At 40.5% G+C, this 14,037-nt stretch carries 18 protein-coding genes; all 18 read left to right on the top strand.

Annotation, left to right across the window (positions count from 1 at the left end; all coding sequences use genetic code 11):
- Positions 1-3: 3 nt before the first annotated feature.
- Positions 4-462 (top strand): flagellar basal body rod protein FlgC, encoded by a 459-nt coding sequence (gene flgC, locus BM095_RS03205; RefSeq protein WP_091657276.1) that lies wholly within the window; start codon positions 4-6, stop codon positions 460-462.
- Positions 463-520: 58 nt separating this feature from the next.
- On the top strand, positions 521-799 hold the full coding sequence (gene fliE, locus BM095_RS03200) for a flagellar hook-basal body complex protein FliE (protein WP_091657274.1): 279 nt from the start codon (positions 521-523) through the stop codon (positions 797-799).
- Between the two features lie 24 nt (positions 800-823).
- Positions 824-2,413 carry a flagellar basal-body MS-ring/collar protein FliF gene (gene fliF / locus BM095_RS03195; protein WP_091657271.1) on the top strand — a complete coding sequence of 530 codons (1,590 nt, stop codon included), beginning with the start codon at positions 824-826 and terminating at the stop codon, positions 2,411-2,413.
- Between the two features lie 18 nt (positions 2,414-2,431).
- Complete coding sequence (gene fliG, locus BM095_RS03190) at positions 2,432-3,445, top strand: flagellar motor switch protein FliG (RefSeq protein ID WP_091657268.1); 1,014 nt, start codon at positions 2,432-2,434, stop codon at positions 3,443-3,445.
- Positions 3,438-4,211: a flagellar assembly protein FliH gene (gene fliH, locus BM095_RS03185; protein WP_177194668.1), complete on the top strand. Its 774-nt coding sequence runs from the start codon at positions 3,438-3,440 to the stop codon at positions 4,209-4,211. The genes fliG and fliH overlap by 8 nt, the downstream gene beginning before the upstream one ends.
- Before the next feature lie 7 nt (positions 4,212-4,218).
- Positions 4,219-5,541, top strand: a complete 1,323-nt coding sequence (gene fliI, locus BM095_RS03180; protein WP_091657263.1) for a flagellar protein export ATPase FliI — start codon at positions 4,219-4,221, stop codon at positions 5,539-5,541.
- Positions 5,538-5,984, top strand: a complete 447-nt coding sequence (gene fliJ / locus BM095_RS03175; protein WP_091657261.1) for a flagellar export protein FliJ — start codon at positions 5,538-5,540, stop codon at positions 5,982-5,984. Before fliI ends, fliJ begins: the two co-directional genes overlap by 4 nt.
- Positions 5,985-5,988: 4 nt before the next feature.
- Positions 5,989-6,549, top strand: coding sequence for a MotE family protein (locus tag BM095_RS03170; protein WP_177194667.1), 561 nt, complete (start codon positions 5,989-5,991; stop codon positions 6,547-6,549).
- A 26-nt stretch (positions 6,550-6,575) separates the two neighbouring features.
- The gene (locus BM095_RS03165) at positions 6,576-7,928 is read left to right on the top strand and encodes a flagellar hook-length control protein FliK (RefSeq protein ID WP_091657255.1); all 1,353 of its coding nucleotides are present in this window, start codon (positions 6,576-6,578) and stop codon (positions 7,926-7,928) included.
- A gap of 12 nt (positions 7,929-7,940) precedes the next feature.
- Positions 7,941-8,435, top strand: coding sequence for a flagellar hook assembly protein FlgD (gene flgD / locus BM095_RS03160; protein WP_091657252.1), 495 nt, complete (start codon positions 7,941-7,943; stop codon positions 8,433-8,435).
- A 96-nt stretch (positions 8,436-8,531) separates the two neighbouring features.
- Positions 8,532-9,326, top strand: coding sequence for a flagellar basal body rod protein FlgG (flgG, locus tag BM095_RS03155; RefSeq protein ID WP_091657249.1), 795 nt, complete (start codon positions 8,532-8,534; stop codon positions 9,324-9,326).
- A gap of 56 nt (positions 9,327-9,382) precedes the next feature.
- Positions 9,383-9,595, top strand: coding sequence for a flagellar FlbD family protein (locus tag BM095_RS03150; RefSeq protein WP_091657247.1), 213 nt, complete (start codon positions 9,383-9,385; stop codon positions 9,593-9,595).
- A gap of 3 nt (positions 9,596-9,598) precedes the next feature.
- On the top strand, positions 9,599-10,027 hold the full coding sequence (fliL, locus tag BM095_RS03145; RefSeq protein WP_091657244.1) for a flagellar basal body-associated protein FliL: 429 nt from the start codon (positions 9,599-9,601) through the stop codon (positions 10,025-10,027).
- Between the two features lie 33 nt (positions 10,028-10,060).
- Positions 10,061-11,053 carry a flagellar motor switch protein FliM gene (gene fliM / locus BM095_RS03140; RefSeq protein WP_091657241.1) on the top strand — a complete coding sequence of 331 codons (993 nt, stop codon included), beginning with the start codon at positions 10,061-10,063 and terminating at the stop codon, positions 11,051-11,053.
- On the top strand, positions 11,046-12,281 hold the full coding sequence (gene fliY, locus BM095_RS03135) for a flagellar motor switch phosphatase FliY (RefSeq protein WP_091657238.1): 1,236 nt from the start codon (positions 11,046-11,048) through the stop codon (positions 12,279-12,281). The genes fliM and fliY overlap by 8 nt, the downstream gene beginning before the upstream one ends.
- A gap of 17 nt (positions 12,282-12,298) precedes the next feature.
- Positions 12,299-12,661 (top strand): response regulator, encoded by a 363-nt coding sequence (locus BM095_RS03130; RefSeq protein ID WP_091657236.1) that lies wholly within the window; start codon positions 12,299-12,301, stop codon positions 12,659-12,661.
- 17 nt (positions 12,662-12,678) lie between these two features.
- On the top strand, positions 12,679-13,359 hold the full coding sequence (gene fliO / locus BM095_RS03125) for a flagellar biosynthetic protein FliO (protein ID WP_091657233.1): 681 nt from the start codon (positions 12,679-12,681) through the stop codon (positions 13,357-13,359).
- Positions 13,356-14,036, top strand: coding sequence for a flagellar type III secretion system pore protein FliP (gene fliP / locus BM095_RS03120; protein ID WP_091657230.1), 681 nt, complete (start codon positions 13,356-13,358; stop codon positions 14,034-14,036). The genes fliO and fliP overlap by 4 nt, the downstream gene beginning before the upstream one ends.
- Position 14,037 lies beyond the last annotated feature (1 nt).

The following is a 14,037-nucleotide window of genomic DNA, read 5'->3' as shown; positions in this document are numbered from 1 at the left end:
TAGATGGGGTTATTTCATAGCGTGAATGCTTCTGCATCCGGACTCACAGCACAACGGCTTCGCATGGATGTGACTGCAGCAAATATGGCAAACGCGGAGTCTACTAGAGGCCGTTTGGTTGACGGGGAATGGGAGCCTTACAGAAGGAAGATGGTGTCTTTTTCACCACAAGATAATCAATTTTCGTCTTATCTTCAAAAAGCAAAGCAAGGATCGGAGAATCAGGGCGGAGGGGTGAAAGTCAACAGGATAGTCGAAGATCAGACCCCTTTCAAACAAGTATACCAACCGAGTCACCCGGAAGCTGATGACAACGGTTTTGTCCAATTGCCCAATGTAGATCCATTGAAGGAAATGACGAATATGATGAGTGCTACCAGGTCCTACGAAGCGAATGTCACTGTAATGAATGCTTCTAAAAACATGCTTCTTAAGGCACTTGAAATAGGAAGAGGTCAATAACGAATAGCCTAGAAAAGGAATGATACAGGTGGATAGCTCGCTCATTAATAATACATATATGAACCCTATTCAGCCAAAACAAGAAGCTTCCGTAAGTAAATCTCCAGCGGAAGTCCAGGCTGATTTTAAAAAAGTATTTACTGAAGCCATACATCGTGTAAACGAAGCTCAGCATGAATCAGATCAAATGACTCAAAAATTGGTTACTGGAGAAGTGGAAAATTTACACGACGTGATGATTTCTGCAGAGAAAGCTAGTGTTTTATTACAAACAACCATTGAGGTCAGAAATAAAGCATTAGAAGCATACCAAGAAATGATGCGAATGCAAGTGTAACTAGTCGAATAATTGGGAGGAACCATGAAAGAGAAGTTGATCCAAGAGAAAGATAAAATAACTGCATACTGGAACCAGCGTACGAAAAAACAAAAAAGCTTGCTTCTCGCTCTACTCATCCTCCTCATTGTTGTGCTCTTTCTTTCTGCTTTCTTCGGCTTTCGTACTTCGTATACCCCGTTATACACGGATCTCCCCCCTGAAGAGACAGGACAAATTAAAGAGAGCTTAGATGCAAGAGGGGTCAGTTCTCAACTATCGAACGACGGAACGACGATTAGCGTCCCATCCTCCGAAGTCGATGCACTCAAAGTAGAGCTGGCTGCAGAAGGTATTCCGAAGAGCGGCTCCATTGATTACAGCTTTATTGAAGGTCAAATGGGTTTTGGGATGACCGATAACGAATTCAATGTCATGGAACGTGCAGCGATGCAAACAGAACTTGAGAAACTAATTGAAAACATTGAAGGTGTAGATAAAGCAAACGTGATGATTACTTTGCCTGAAGAGTCGACGTGGGTATCAGAAGAACAAGATAGCGCTACAGCATCCGTTGTCCTTGATACTGGCGGGAGAAGTAACGTAGAACAGTCTCAAGTTCAAGCTTTGTATCATCTAGTTTCAAAAAGTGTTCCGAACCTGTCTGAAGATAATATCGTCATCATGAATGAAAGATTTGAGTATTTTGATCAAGAAAAACAAAATAATTCAGGATCCACCATGAATGCATATCAAGAACAACGAAATATTCAAGAAGACATTGAAAAAGATATACAATCACAAATTCAGCAAATGCTTGGCACTATGATGGGACCCGATAAGGTGGTTGTCGCTGTAACAACAGATCTAGATTTTACTCAAGAAAACAGAGAAGAACAGCTTGTCGAACCAGTTGATGAGGAAAACATGGAAGGTATTGAGATAAGTGCTGAGCGCATTACGGAATCGTATGAAGGGGGAGCTCCGCAGGACGGAGGCGTTCCAGGAGCAGGAGAAGAGGATATAGCCAACTATCCTGGCGCTGCAGCTGGGAGTGAAGGGGATTATGAACGAACGGAAAACCGTATAAATAACGAAGTGAACCGCATCCACAAAGAAATCGTCGAAAGCCCATACAAAATTAGGGATATGGGAATTCAAGTCATGGTAGAACCACCGAATCCAGAAGATCCTAACTCTCTAAACCCGCAGACGATAGGAGATATCGAACAAATATTAAGTACTGTTGTAAGTACTAGTATTGATGAAACATATATGGATGAGGTAACTGATGCAGAGGTTCTTGATAAAATTTTTGTCTCAGCACAGCAATTTAATGGAAAAGTCGATATGGAATCAGAACCGACGTCAAGTATACCACTATGGATGTATATAGCAGCCGGCGTCTTGGCAGCATCCGTATTACTTTTGTTATTCCTTCTCCTAAGAAAAAGAAAGACAGACAAAGAAGAGGATCTATTTCTTGGTGAAACGGAAACAGAGCAAGAAGTTCCAGAGCTGCCTGAAGAGGAGCAGACAGAGCATGCAATTCGGCGCAAACAGCTAGAGAACTTAGCAAAAGATAACCCAGAAGAATTTTCAAAGTTACTAAGGACATGGTTGTCTGAGGATTAAGAGAAGGGAGCAAGACGAATGCCGAGGACGAGAAACCAATTAAGCGGACGGCAAAAAGCAGCGGCATTACTCATCTCATTAGGCCCGACAGCTTCGGCTGAAATTTATAAATATTTAAGTGAAGAAGAAATTGAACAATTAACGTTGGAAATTGCTAATGTGCGGAGAGTTGATAATGAGACAAAAGAAGAAGTACTTGAAGAATTCCATCAAATAGCGGTTGCCCAAGAGTATATTTCACAAGGTGGTATTGGGTATGCCAAAAATGTCTTAGAAAAAGCGCTGGGAGAAGATGAGGCTATGTCTATCATTGAAAGACTCACGTCCACCTTGCAAGTGCGTCCCTTTGATTTTGCTCGCAAAGCTGATCCAGCCCAAATTCTTAACTTTATTCAACATGAACACCCACAAACCATTGCGTTAATACTCTCATATTTAGACCCTGTTCAATCCGGTCAAATTTTGTCCAGCCTTCCACAAGAAGTGCAAGCGGATGTAGCCAAACGAATAGCAACTATGGACAGTACGTCACCTGAGATCATCAATGAAGTAGAACATGTGTTAGAACAAAAATTATCCACTACCGTGACACAAGATTACACGGAAGCTGGCGGCATTGAATCTCTCGTAGAAGTTCTCAATGGAGTAGATCGCAGTACAGAGAGAACAATTCTAGAAACGTTGGAATTACAGGATGCTGACCTTGCAGAAGAAGTGAAAAAGAGAATGTTCGTGTTTGAAGATATTGTCACACTTGATAATCGATCGATCCAACGAGTTATACGAGATGTAGAAAATGAAGATCTCCAGCTGGCGTTGAAAGCTGCAAGTGAAGAAGTGAAAAAAGTAGTGTTTGGTAACATGTCACAACGTATGGCAGAAACGATAAAGGAAGAGATAGAGTTTATGGGGCCAGTCCGATTGCGTGATGTAGAGGAGGCCCAAACAACTATTGTCTCCGTTATCCGCCGACTAGAGGATGCTGGAGAGATCGTCATTGCTCGCGGTGGAGGAGATGATGTCATTGTCTAAAGTTATAAAAGCAGAACAAACAAAATCGGCAAACACGGTGACAAAGTCCATTACTTTGAAAACTGTTACGACACTAAAGGAAGCTCCTTCTCTACAGCAACAAGAGAACAAAGACTACATGAGATCACTGAGAGAAGCGAAGCAGAAAGCAATGGAAGTTGAAAAACAAGCTTATCAATTGAAAAATCAAGCCGTACATGAGTTAGAAGATGCAAGACAGAAAATCAGTGAAGAAGAAGAGAACTCTAAGCTTCTCATTCATGAAGCATACGATGAAGCTCAGAAAAAAGGCTTTGAAGAAGGATTTGAAAAAGGGCGCAAAGAGGGGCAGCAGACTTACGAAGAGGCCATAGAAGAAGCACGCCACGTAATCACAAAAGCAAAAAAAGAGTATGAGCATTATCTTTCCGAGGCAGAACCTGTCATTTTAAATCTTGCCTTAGAAGTCGCACGCCGCATTGTTGAAACATCTTTTGAATCTTCCGAAGACTTATGGAATCAGCTCGTTAAACAAGCTTTAGAAGAAGTCAAAGAAAACGAAGAAATAACGATTTACGTATCGCCATCTCACTATGAGCAAACAAGACAAATTCGAAAAGAATTAGAAAAAATTCTCGGGCATGCTCAAGAATTAATGATTTTCCCAGATTCATCCTTATCTCTTGGATCGTGTATTATCGAAACCCCTTATGGGAAAGTGGATGCCTCTCTTGACAGTCAATTTAACGAGATAAAGTCTGTTCTTATGGAACAATTGAAAGAGTGAAATGACAATGAAAGCGGCCGATCTTATTACGAAAGTGAAAGATATTAATCCATACAAAGAGTATGGAAAAGTAACACGGGTGGTTGGTCTCACTATTGAATCGCAAGGTCCGAAAACCGCAGTAGGAGATATTTGCCTTATCCATTCTACGAATACAAAAGAGACGACAAAAGCCGAAGTAGTGGGGTTTAAAGATAAGAATGTATTGTTGATGCCGTTAAAGCAAACGTCTGAAATTGGACCTGGTAGTTTAGTAGAAGCAACAAAAAAACCATTGCAAGTGAAGACAGGTACAGGGATCATCGGCAAAGTACTAGATGGGACAGGCATTCCGTTAGATCAATCACCATTACCAGAAGGCCTAATAACCATAGAAACAGAAAAGCAGCCCCCCAATCCGTTGACGAGACCTCGCATAGAGGAGCCTCTCTCCCTCGGTGTTAAAGCAATAGATGGCCTGCTCACCGTTGGAAAAGGACAAAGAGTGGGCATCTTTGCAGGAAGTGGGGTTGGAAAAAGTACATTACTCTCCATGATTACACGTTATTCTGACGCCGATGTCAATGTCATTGCTTTAATTGGGGAACGGGGCCGGGAGGTAAAAGATTTTATCGAACGTGATTTGGGAGAAGAAGGTATGAAAAAGTCTGTGGTTATTGTCGCCACATCAGATCAACCCGCCTTAATGCGGATTAAAGGAGCTTTAACTGCGACGGCTATTGCTGAGTACTTCAGAGATCAAGGCCAACATGTGAATTTAATGATGGACTCAGTAACAAGATTTGCGATGGCACAGCGGGAAATAGGACTTGCAGTAGGGGAGCCTCCAACTACAAAAGGATATACACCATCTGTGTTTGCGCTTCTTCCTCGTTTACTTGAACGCTCAGGGACAAATGACAAGGGAACGATCACAGCCTTCTATACTGTTCTAGTTGATGGGGATGATATGAACGAACCGATCGCTGATGCAGTAAGGGGTATTTTAGATGGGCATTTAGTCCTGGATCGTAAGCTCGCTGATAAAGGTCATTACCCTGCTATTAATATATTAAAAAGTGTGAGCAGGATCATGGGAGAGATAGTAACGGAACAGCACAGAAAAGCAGCGGAAGCCTTTCGTAAGTCCTTAGCTACTTACGTGGAAGCAGAAGATTTAATAAATATCGGAGCATACAAAAAAGGATCCTCACCAGAGATCGATCAAGCTATCCAGGCCTATCCTCTGGTAAATGGTTTTCTGCAGCAATCTACTGGAGAACCGCAAACTTATGATCATACTGTCGGTTTTTTAGTGGAAAATTTTTCTGCTAGAGGAGATCTATCATGACGTTCCAATACTCTTTCGAGAAAATATTAGACATGAAAAAGAAGGAAAAAGAAAAAAGAGAACAAGAATATCATCAATCTGTGACACAGTTTGAAAAGATGGCTACTTCGTTATATGAATTATTAAGGCAAAAAGAAGAAATGGAAGATCTTTACGAAAAGCAGATGACGAAGGGTGTAAAGATCTATCAGCTTCAGCATAATGAAAAGCTGCTGCTCCACCTGCAGAACAAAATCAGCAAAATCACCCAAGAAACAAATGTTGCAAGAGATCAAATGTATAGAAAAGAAGATGAATTACAAAGCGCGGCAATTGAATGTAAAAGATATGAAAAAATGAAAGAGAAAGAAAAAGAAGAGTATGACAAACTAAGAAAGCAAGAAGAGTTAAAAATGATGGATGAAATTTCTATTAGAAACTATGCTTTCGTCGAAACGAGGTGATCCAATGGCCTCAAGCGTTAAAAAAGAAAAGAAAGCCGGGAAATTCCAATGGTTTGTATTTCTTATTCTGATTCCAGTGTTGTTTGCCCTTGTTCTTGGTACCGTAATTTTGTCGATATTAGGTGTGAATGTTGCAGATTTGGGTAAAAACGCCATCCAAGATTTCCCACTTGCAGCAGCTATGTTTGAAGAAGAGAAATCGGAAGAATCGGTGGAATCGACAGATGTAATCAATGAGAAAGAAGAAGAGATTACAAGACTTCAGCAAGAGTTGGACACAAAGAATCAAGAGATTAGAACGTTAGAAGAGGAGCTCGAGGAGCTTCACATATCGATAGAAGCTGAAAGGGAAGAGGAAGAACCAGCAAGTAATAGCCATTTAAAAGAAGTGGCGCAAATTTATGAGAACATGAGCGCGGGAAAAGCGGCTGCTATATTATCTGAAATGAATAACGGAGATATTTTGTTACATATGGAAGAAATGAGCACCGAAGCAAGGGCGTCCATTCTAGGGAAAATGGAGCCTGAAAAAGCGGCAAAGATAATGAATGAATTAGACGATTAATTAAAATGTGAAAGGAGGTGACATAGGTGGAGGCACTATTCAAGGGTATATCATTGCCAATACAGCATGGGTCGAAATCATCTAATGATACGAAGCAAGAAGAAGTCGGCGGAAATAGCACGTCAAAAGAGAGTACTCCTTTTTTTCAACTGCTTGATAGGTTGATAGATAGTAAAGAAGGAAGCGAGCCAGATGCAAAGAATGAAAAATTACCAATAGAGCTGGCCTCTCTCTGGGAAGAAGGAAGCTTACTTGTATCACATTTTTCGGAGGAGATCCGTCAAACGATCGGTTCAGAACCATTTGAGTGGACTGGAGAATGGGAAGAGCTGCTTCAAAAGTTGCCGGCAGAGTATCAATTAGCTGCTGAGCAGTTAGAAGGGGTACAACCATTGCAAGTACTGAAAGACTTGATTGAGTCAGTATCTGGAATGACCGAATATTCCCCTTCATTATCCACTTTACCCAAGTTTGAAACGAATAAAACTTCCTTTCTCATAGAAAAAGAAAAAAAACCTGTGCAAGCAATGGTAAATATGTTCGCTCTTCTCCAAGTATTAAACAATAAAGAGAGCGGGATGGAGCAAACTACTCAAACTACGAAGATAGAGGATTTTACGTTTCAATTAAACGAAGTAAAACAACTCGTACAACAGCTGATATGGAAGTCGAACAATCAGGAAAAAGAGAATATATATAAGAAATCAGGGTCGGATCAGCTGCAGAATATGTCTGTGCCTTTTCTTCTGAAATCACCGAAAATGATAGGTGAGAATAAAAGAAACATGTCTACCAACGATCAGCTTTTACAACAAATCATTTCTAGGAGTGTCCTCTCACCGGTTCAAGAGCATCAACCTTTACAGACGGAAGCGATAATGAGAGAAAGCACTGGTGTTCTAAACACAGTCGAACAAGCTGTCATACATTTAGGGGATAAAAAGACAGACCATGCCCAGCAGCAACAATTTATCAAACAGCTGCAAGATCTAATTGGAAAAAGCCATCTTCAATCGTTTCGAAATGGGGTTCAGCAATTATCTATAAAACTTTACCCTGAACACCTCGGTCGTCTTGATGTGAAATTAATTCAACAAAATGGTTCCATCCATGCTCATATCATGACGACAACGAAAGCAGCAAAGGAAATAGTTGAAAGTCAAATTCATCATTTAAGACAAACCTTCCAACTACAAAATATACCGGTAGAACGAATTAACATAGAAGAGCAAGTGTCTTACACACAACAAGAGCAGAACAAAGAAGAGAGTAGAGAGCACAAGGAACAGGAAAACCATGAGCAAAAGAAAAAAGAAACAGAGGAGAAAGAAACATTTTCCAACATATTGGATGATATTACTTTTAATGAACAAGCGTAAGCAGGTGAGAGAATGTCCGATTCCATTCAAGAGACGTACGCACCGCCTTCCACTAAAGGGCCGGAAATAGTAAGTAAAAAAGAAAGCAATATTTTAGGTAAAGATGATTTCATGAAGATATTGATGGCCCAGCTATCAAACCAAGATCCGTTGAATCCCATGGAGGATAAGGAATTTGTTGCTCAGATGGCACAATTTTCTACACTGGAGCAAATGGTAAACATAAATGACGCCATTCAGCATCTTGTTCATACGAAAGAAAGCGGATCGCTCGTACAACACAGCGAGTTAATCGGGAAAGATGTAACGTGGCTCCGCGAAATTGAAAAAGAGGGTATGGTTATAGACACAGAAGAAGTGGAAGGAACGATACAGTCTGTTAAACGCGATGCCGATGGTAACATCCGTCTGTTGTTACAGGACGATCGCTGGATAAATAGTGAGCAGCTCTTACAAGTAAGTGCTCCCGTCGTAAATGACTCTGCAGAGGAAGAAGAAGCGGAATAAAGGGCAGAGAGAAACATAGGAACAGGCGTACATCCTATAGAGTGATGATGGATAGAACCAAACTAAATTATCGATTCAATAAGGAAGGTGAAGCGGATGCTTCGTTCAATGTATTCAAGCATATCAGGGTTGAAAAATTTCCAACAGAAATTAGACGTAACAAGTAACAATATCTCTAATGTAAATACTTTTGGATTTAAAAAAGGAAGAGCGACATTTAGTGACATGGTCAGTCAGCAAATTGCAGGAGCGACAGGACCAACTGACACAAGAGGTGGCTCGAATCCACGACAAGTTGGTTTAGGTGCACAGTTATCTTCCATCGATACCATTCATACGCAAGGGAGTCTCCAAAACACGAACCGTGAATTAGACTTAGGAATCTCTGGTGATGGTTTTTTTAGGGTGAATGATGGTGAGCAAGACTACTATACGCGGGCAGGTAATTTTTATCTTGATGCGGAGGGGGATATTGTTAATAGTAATGGAATGTACTTAAATGATGGCGATGGCGAAACCATTAACATTCCAACTAATGCACGTAGTTTTAGTATCGGGTCAGACGGCACGGTAAACTATGTGGATGATGGAGGAGAGCTACAAGAGGCTGGACAAATCTCCCTAATACAATTCCCTAACCCAGAAGGACTTCAAAAAGCTGGAAATAATCTATACCAGGAGACAGACAACTCAGGAGAACCTGAAGACCCTGTTGTTCCTGGCGAAGGAGGTTCAGGGCAATTAGTCGCTGGTACTTTAGAAATGTCCAATGTTGATCTCTCGGAAGAGTTTACGGAAATGATCGTGGCTCAGCGTGGCTTCCAAGCGAATACGAGAGGAATTACAACTGCTGATGAGATCCTTCAAGAATTAATGAATTTGAAGCGTTAATGAGGCAATGGCTGATGAAGGAGGGGACGGGCCTATTTAAACAGGTCTAATCATAAATGATCGAATTAACAAAACTCAACGGTCAACGATTTCTTTTGAGTGCTCCATTAATTGAACAAGTGGAAGCCTTGCCTGACACTACCATTACGTTAACAAATGGTAAAAAACTTTTTGTGAAAGAAAGTCCGAAAAAGGTAATGGAGTCCGCCAATGCATTTTATCGAAGAATTGGCTTAATGGGCGTGTCTATCAAAACGGAGGGGGATTGATCATTGCTTCAAAATAAATTGGTTAACATCATGCTTATTATATTACTGTCCCTTACCCTTATCGCAGTATTAGCACTTGGTATTATGAATTTTTACTCTACTTCTGAGGCAGGATCTGAGCCTAGCATAGATGAAATCATAGAAAATTCTTGGGAACTAGAAGGTATCACGACCAACCTTAGTAATGGTGATTTTTTGAAAGCAAGTTTTCAAATACATGCGGATACAAAGAAAGCTAGAAAAGAACTAGAAAAACGTGATTTTCAAATTAGAAACATTGTTATTCATGAATTGGCTGGCCGCACGGCAAAGGACTTACGCAGCCAAGAAGGAATGGATTCACTGGAATCCGATTTGCGCGATAGACTGAATGATAAGTTGGATTCCGGTCAAGTAATCAGAGTTTATATCACCGACCGAGTTGTCCAATAATGGATCGGAAACGTGGAATTAAGGGTGAGTTAAATGGCAGATGTTCTCTCGCAACATGAAATTGATTCGCTTCTTTCTGCATTATCTACTGGAGAGATGGATGCGGATGAGTTGAAAAAAGAAGAAGCGGAAAAGAAAATACGCACATATGACTTTAAACGAGCGCTTCGTTTTTCAAAAGACCAAGTACGAAGTTTATCAAGGATACATGAAAATTTTGCTAGGTTGTTAACGACTGCTTTTTCAGCAAAGCTGCGGACATTCGTACAAATTTCGGTAACTTCCGTTGATCAACTTCCTTATGAAGAATTTATTCGATCTATACCGAAAATGACATTACTCAATATATTTGAAGCTCCCCCTCTTGATGGAAGAATACTGATGGAAGTCAACCCTAATGTCGGGTATGCCATGCTGGACCGTCTCTTAGGAGGACAGGGAACAAGCATTAATAAAGTGGATAACTTAACTGAAATCGAAACGATTATTTTAAAACAATTATTTGAGGCAATGCTCGATGAATTTCAGTCAGCCTGGGAATCCGTAGTAGACATACAGCCTTATTTACATGACATAGAAGTCAACCCGCAGTTTCTTCAAATGGTTTCTCCAAATGAGACAGTAGTTGTTATTTCATTATCAACGACAATTGGGGAAACGAACGGGATGGTAAATATTTGTCTTCCCCATGTCGTGTTTGAAGAGACACTACCGGAACTTACCGTACATCACTGGATGCAAAATAAAAAAACGACTCCGAATGAAGTCGATAAAAATACAATTCAGCAAACAGTGCAATCAGCGCCATTGTCCGTGACAGCCATACTTGGTCGATCACAGCTGACAATTGAAGAATTTCTCCAATTGAGAGAAGGGGATGTGATTCAACTGGATCAAGGAATTTCCGATCCATTGCTGGTAAAAGCAGGGAATAAAACAAAATTTTATGCGCAGCCGGGTCAGCTGAAAAATAAAATGGCTGTTCAAATTACAGATGAAATCGAGGAGGGGGACGAATATGAATGATGACATGCTCTCCCAAGAGGAAATTAACGAGCTTCTAAAAAGTGTCGGAGAAACTGACGAAGGGGAAGACAATCAGGAACCCATCGACTCAGTTAAAGAATATGAGACAGAAGAAACAACAGAAACATCTATTGATAGTTACTTGGATGCGGTGGAAAAAGACGCACTAGGGGAAATTGGGAATATTTCCTTTGGAAGTGCAGCTACCGCTCTGTCTCAGCTTTTGAATCAAAAAGTGATAATTACAGCGCCTGTCGTCTCGATTATTGAACGCCAACATTTAGATGAAGAGTTTTCTATTCCTTATATTTCAGTCAATGTTCAATATACAGAAGGGGTGGAAGGGACAAATTTACTTGCGATTCAGACGAGAGACGCAGCAATTATAGCTGATCTTATGCTCGGCGGTGATGGTAGTAATCCTTCGGATGATTTAGGGGAGCTCCATTTGAGCGCCGTTCAAGAAGCGATGAACCAAATGATGGGGTCGGCCTCTACTTCTATGTCCACTGTATTTAACAAACGTATTGATATTTCTCCTCCAGGAATAGAACTACTGGATGTAAATGAAGATCAAGGTATTGAAAATATACCAGAGGATGATTTACTCGTAAAAAATTCTTTTCGTTTAAAAATAGGGTCTTTAGTAGATTCAAATATTATGCAAATATTTACCATTCCGTTCGCTAAACAAATGGTCTACGAGCTTATGAATCCTGTAACAGAAGAACCGGCTGCAATTCATGAAGAAATAACACAAACGGGGGTAAATATAGAAGCGACTGGAATAGAAAGAGAAAAAGAAAAGTCGCCGATTCATCGTGACGAGCCCGTCGCTGACGCACGAGAATCGTACTCGCACACACGCTCACAGCCTATTCACCAGCAGACTGAGAGTGTTCCATCAAAAAATGTACAACCAGCAGCGTTTTCTTCCTTTGATCAACCAACTTTGAATGAGGCAGAAACAAAAAACCTAAATATGTTGTTTGACATTCCACTAGAAGTAACGGTTGAACTAGGCCGAACACAGCATTCGATCAAAGATATATTAGAATTCTCACCGGGATCTATCATTGAGTTGGACAAATTAGCTGGAGAACCAGTGGATATATTAATAAATCAGAAATTGACAGCACGAGGCGAAGTAGTAGTGATCGATGAAAACTTTGGTGTACGGATTACAGATATTGTGAGCCAGGCAGACCGCCTGCGTAAATTGAAATAATATGAGGAGGATTTATTATGGCACACTCCGTTCTTATTGTAGATGACGCATCATTTATGAGGATGATGATCAAAGATATATTAGAAAAAAATGGATTCGAAATTGCAGGGGAAGCAAAAGACGGACACGAGGCAGTACAACTATATAAAGATACAAACCCAGATCTCGTAACTATGGATATTACAATGCCTGAAATGGATGGTATAGCAGCTTTAAAAGAAATAAAGTCACAAGACCCTAACGCAAAAATTATCATGTGTTCAGCGATGGGACAGCAGGCTATGGTAATAGATGCGATACAGGCTGGCGCGAAAGATTTTATCGTGAAACCATTTCAAGCCGACCGAGTTCTTGAAGCCATAAATAAAACATTGAACTGATTGGCAGGGGAACCGTAGTGAATAAAACCGCTAACATTTTAACTTGCGTTTTGATTCTTTGTCTTGGAGAGCTTATCGGCTCTCCAGCGCTTATCACCGCTGCCACTCCAACGGATGGAAACAGAATGATCAGTGAAACACTGTTAAATCAAGACGCGGAAGAAGACCAAGATACAACACATCAAGTGGAAAAATCATCATCAGAAAAAGAGACAACGTCCATCGAGGAGAAAAGTATATTTTCTATACTCTTTCAGTTAGTCGCTGCCCTTGGGTTAGTTATAGGAATCATGTATGTGTTGTTGAAGTTTCTTCATAAACGAACAAGACAATTTCAACCGCATCAAACAATGCAAAATCTTGGTGGAGTGCAACTAGGACAAAACAAGTCTGTCCAAGTTGTCAAAGTTGGTGAACAACTGCTCGTAGTAGGTGTGGGAGACTCTATCCAATTACTGAAAGAGATAGAAGATGAGGAAGAAAAAAACAAATTTTTTGAACCGGAAAATAGATCCTTTTTAACGGAAGAAAAGAAACGGACGTTGACAAATATTTGGCCAAGCGCTGCTTCTAAGCTCATGAAACAAAAAGAAACAAAAACTACATCTCCATTTCAAGAAGTGTTTGAACGCCAACTTGAAGATATGAAAGAAACCAGGAAACAAGCTCGTCAAAAATTAAAGGAGTATGATTCATGATTTATGTTATACCGGCCATTGATTTTAGCAGCCTTACGAGCGATAATCCAGCTGAATTGGCGACGACATTAAAGCTGATTGCACTCATTACAGTATTGTCTCTCGCTCCTGCCATATTAATTTTAATGACGAGCTTTACAAGGATTGTTATCGTACTTTCTTTCGTCAGAATGGGTCTGGCTACCCAACAAATGCCGCCCAATCAAGTGTTAATCAGTTTAGCGCTTTTTATGACGTTTTTCATTATGGCACCTGTTTTTTCGGAGGTACATGACACAGCTTTATCTCCTCTTTTAGAGGGAGAGCTGGATCAGGAAGAAGCGTTTGAAGAAGCGTCCATTCCGATGAAAGAATTTATGGCCAATCATACAAGGGAGAAAGATTTATCCTTATTCATGGGATATGCAGGGATGGACAAACCTGAGACATTGAATGATATCCCTTTAACAGCGATGATTCCCGCGTTTGCTATCAGTGAATTAAAAACAGCGTTTCAAATTGGATTTCTTATATTTGTTCCTTTCTTAGTGATTGATATGATCGTCGCAAGCGTCTTGATGTCAATGGGGATGATGATGCTTCCGCCGGTTATGATTTCGCTTCCTTTTAAAATATTGCTCTTTGTCCTCGTTGATGGATGGTATCTCATTGTTGAATCGCTCTTAATAAGCTTTTAGA

This window comes from Alteribacillus iranensis, assembly GCF_900113025.1.
Taxonomy (GTDB): Bacteria; Bacillota; Bacilli; order Bacillales; family Marinococcaceae; genus Alteribacillus_A; species Alteribacillus_A iranensis.
Note: the sequence above shows the minus strand (reverse complement) of the source record. Positions and strands in the feature narration are given on the sequence as shown.

Coding starts and splice junctions, on each gene's coding strand:
- flgC (WP_091657276.1), top strand. CDS start 4: ATGGGGTTATTTCATAGCGTGAATGCTTCTGCATCCGGACTCACAGCA.
- fliE (WP_091657274.1), top strand. CDS start 521: ATGAACCCTATTCAGCCAAAACAAGAAGCTTCCGTAAGTAAATCTCCA.
- fliF (WP_091657271.1), top strand. CDS start 824: ATGAAAGAGAAGTTGATCCAAGAGAAAGATAAAATAACTGCATACTGG.
- fliG (WP_091657268.1), top strand. CDS start 2,432: ATGCCGAGGACGAGAAACCAATTAAGCGGACGGCAAAAAGCAGCGGCA.
- fliI (WP_091657263.1), top strand. CDS start 4,219: ATGAAAGCGGCCGATCTTATTACGAAAGTGAAAGATATTAATCCATAC.
- fliJ (WP_091657261.1), top strand. CDS start 5,538: ATGACGTTCCAATACTCTTTCGAGAAAATATTAGACATGAAAAAGAAG.
- BM095_RS03170 (WP_177194667.1), top strand. CDS start 5,989: ATGGCCTCAAGCGTTAAAAAAGAAAAGAAAGCCGGGAAATTCCAATGG.
- flgD (WP_091657252.1), top strand. CDS start 7,941: ATGTCCGATTCCATTCAAGAGACGTACGCACCGCCTTCCACTAAAGGG.
- flgG (WP_091657249.1), top strand. CDS start 8,532: ATGCTTCGTTCAATGTATTCAAGCATATCAGGGTTGAAAAATTTCCAA.
- BM095_RS03150 (WP_091657247.1), top strand. CDS start 9,383: ATGATCGAATTAACAAAACTCAACGGTCAACGATTTCTTTTGAGTGCT.
- fliM (WP_091657241.1), top strand. CDS start 10,061: ATGGCAGATGTTCTCTCGCAACATGAAATTGATTCGCTTCTTTCTGCA.
- fliY (WP_091657238.1), top strand. CDS start 11,046: ATGAATGATGACATGCTCTCCCAAGAGGAAATTAACGAGCTTCTAAAA.
- BM095_RS03130 (WP_091657236.1), top strand. CDS start 12,299: ATGGCACACTCCGTTCTTATTGTAGATGACGCATCATTTATGAGGATG.
- fliP (WP_091657230.1), top strand. CDS start 13,356: ATGATTTATGTTATACCGGCCATTGATTTTAGCAGCCTTACGAGCGAT.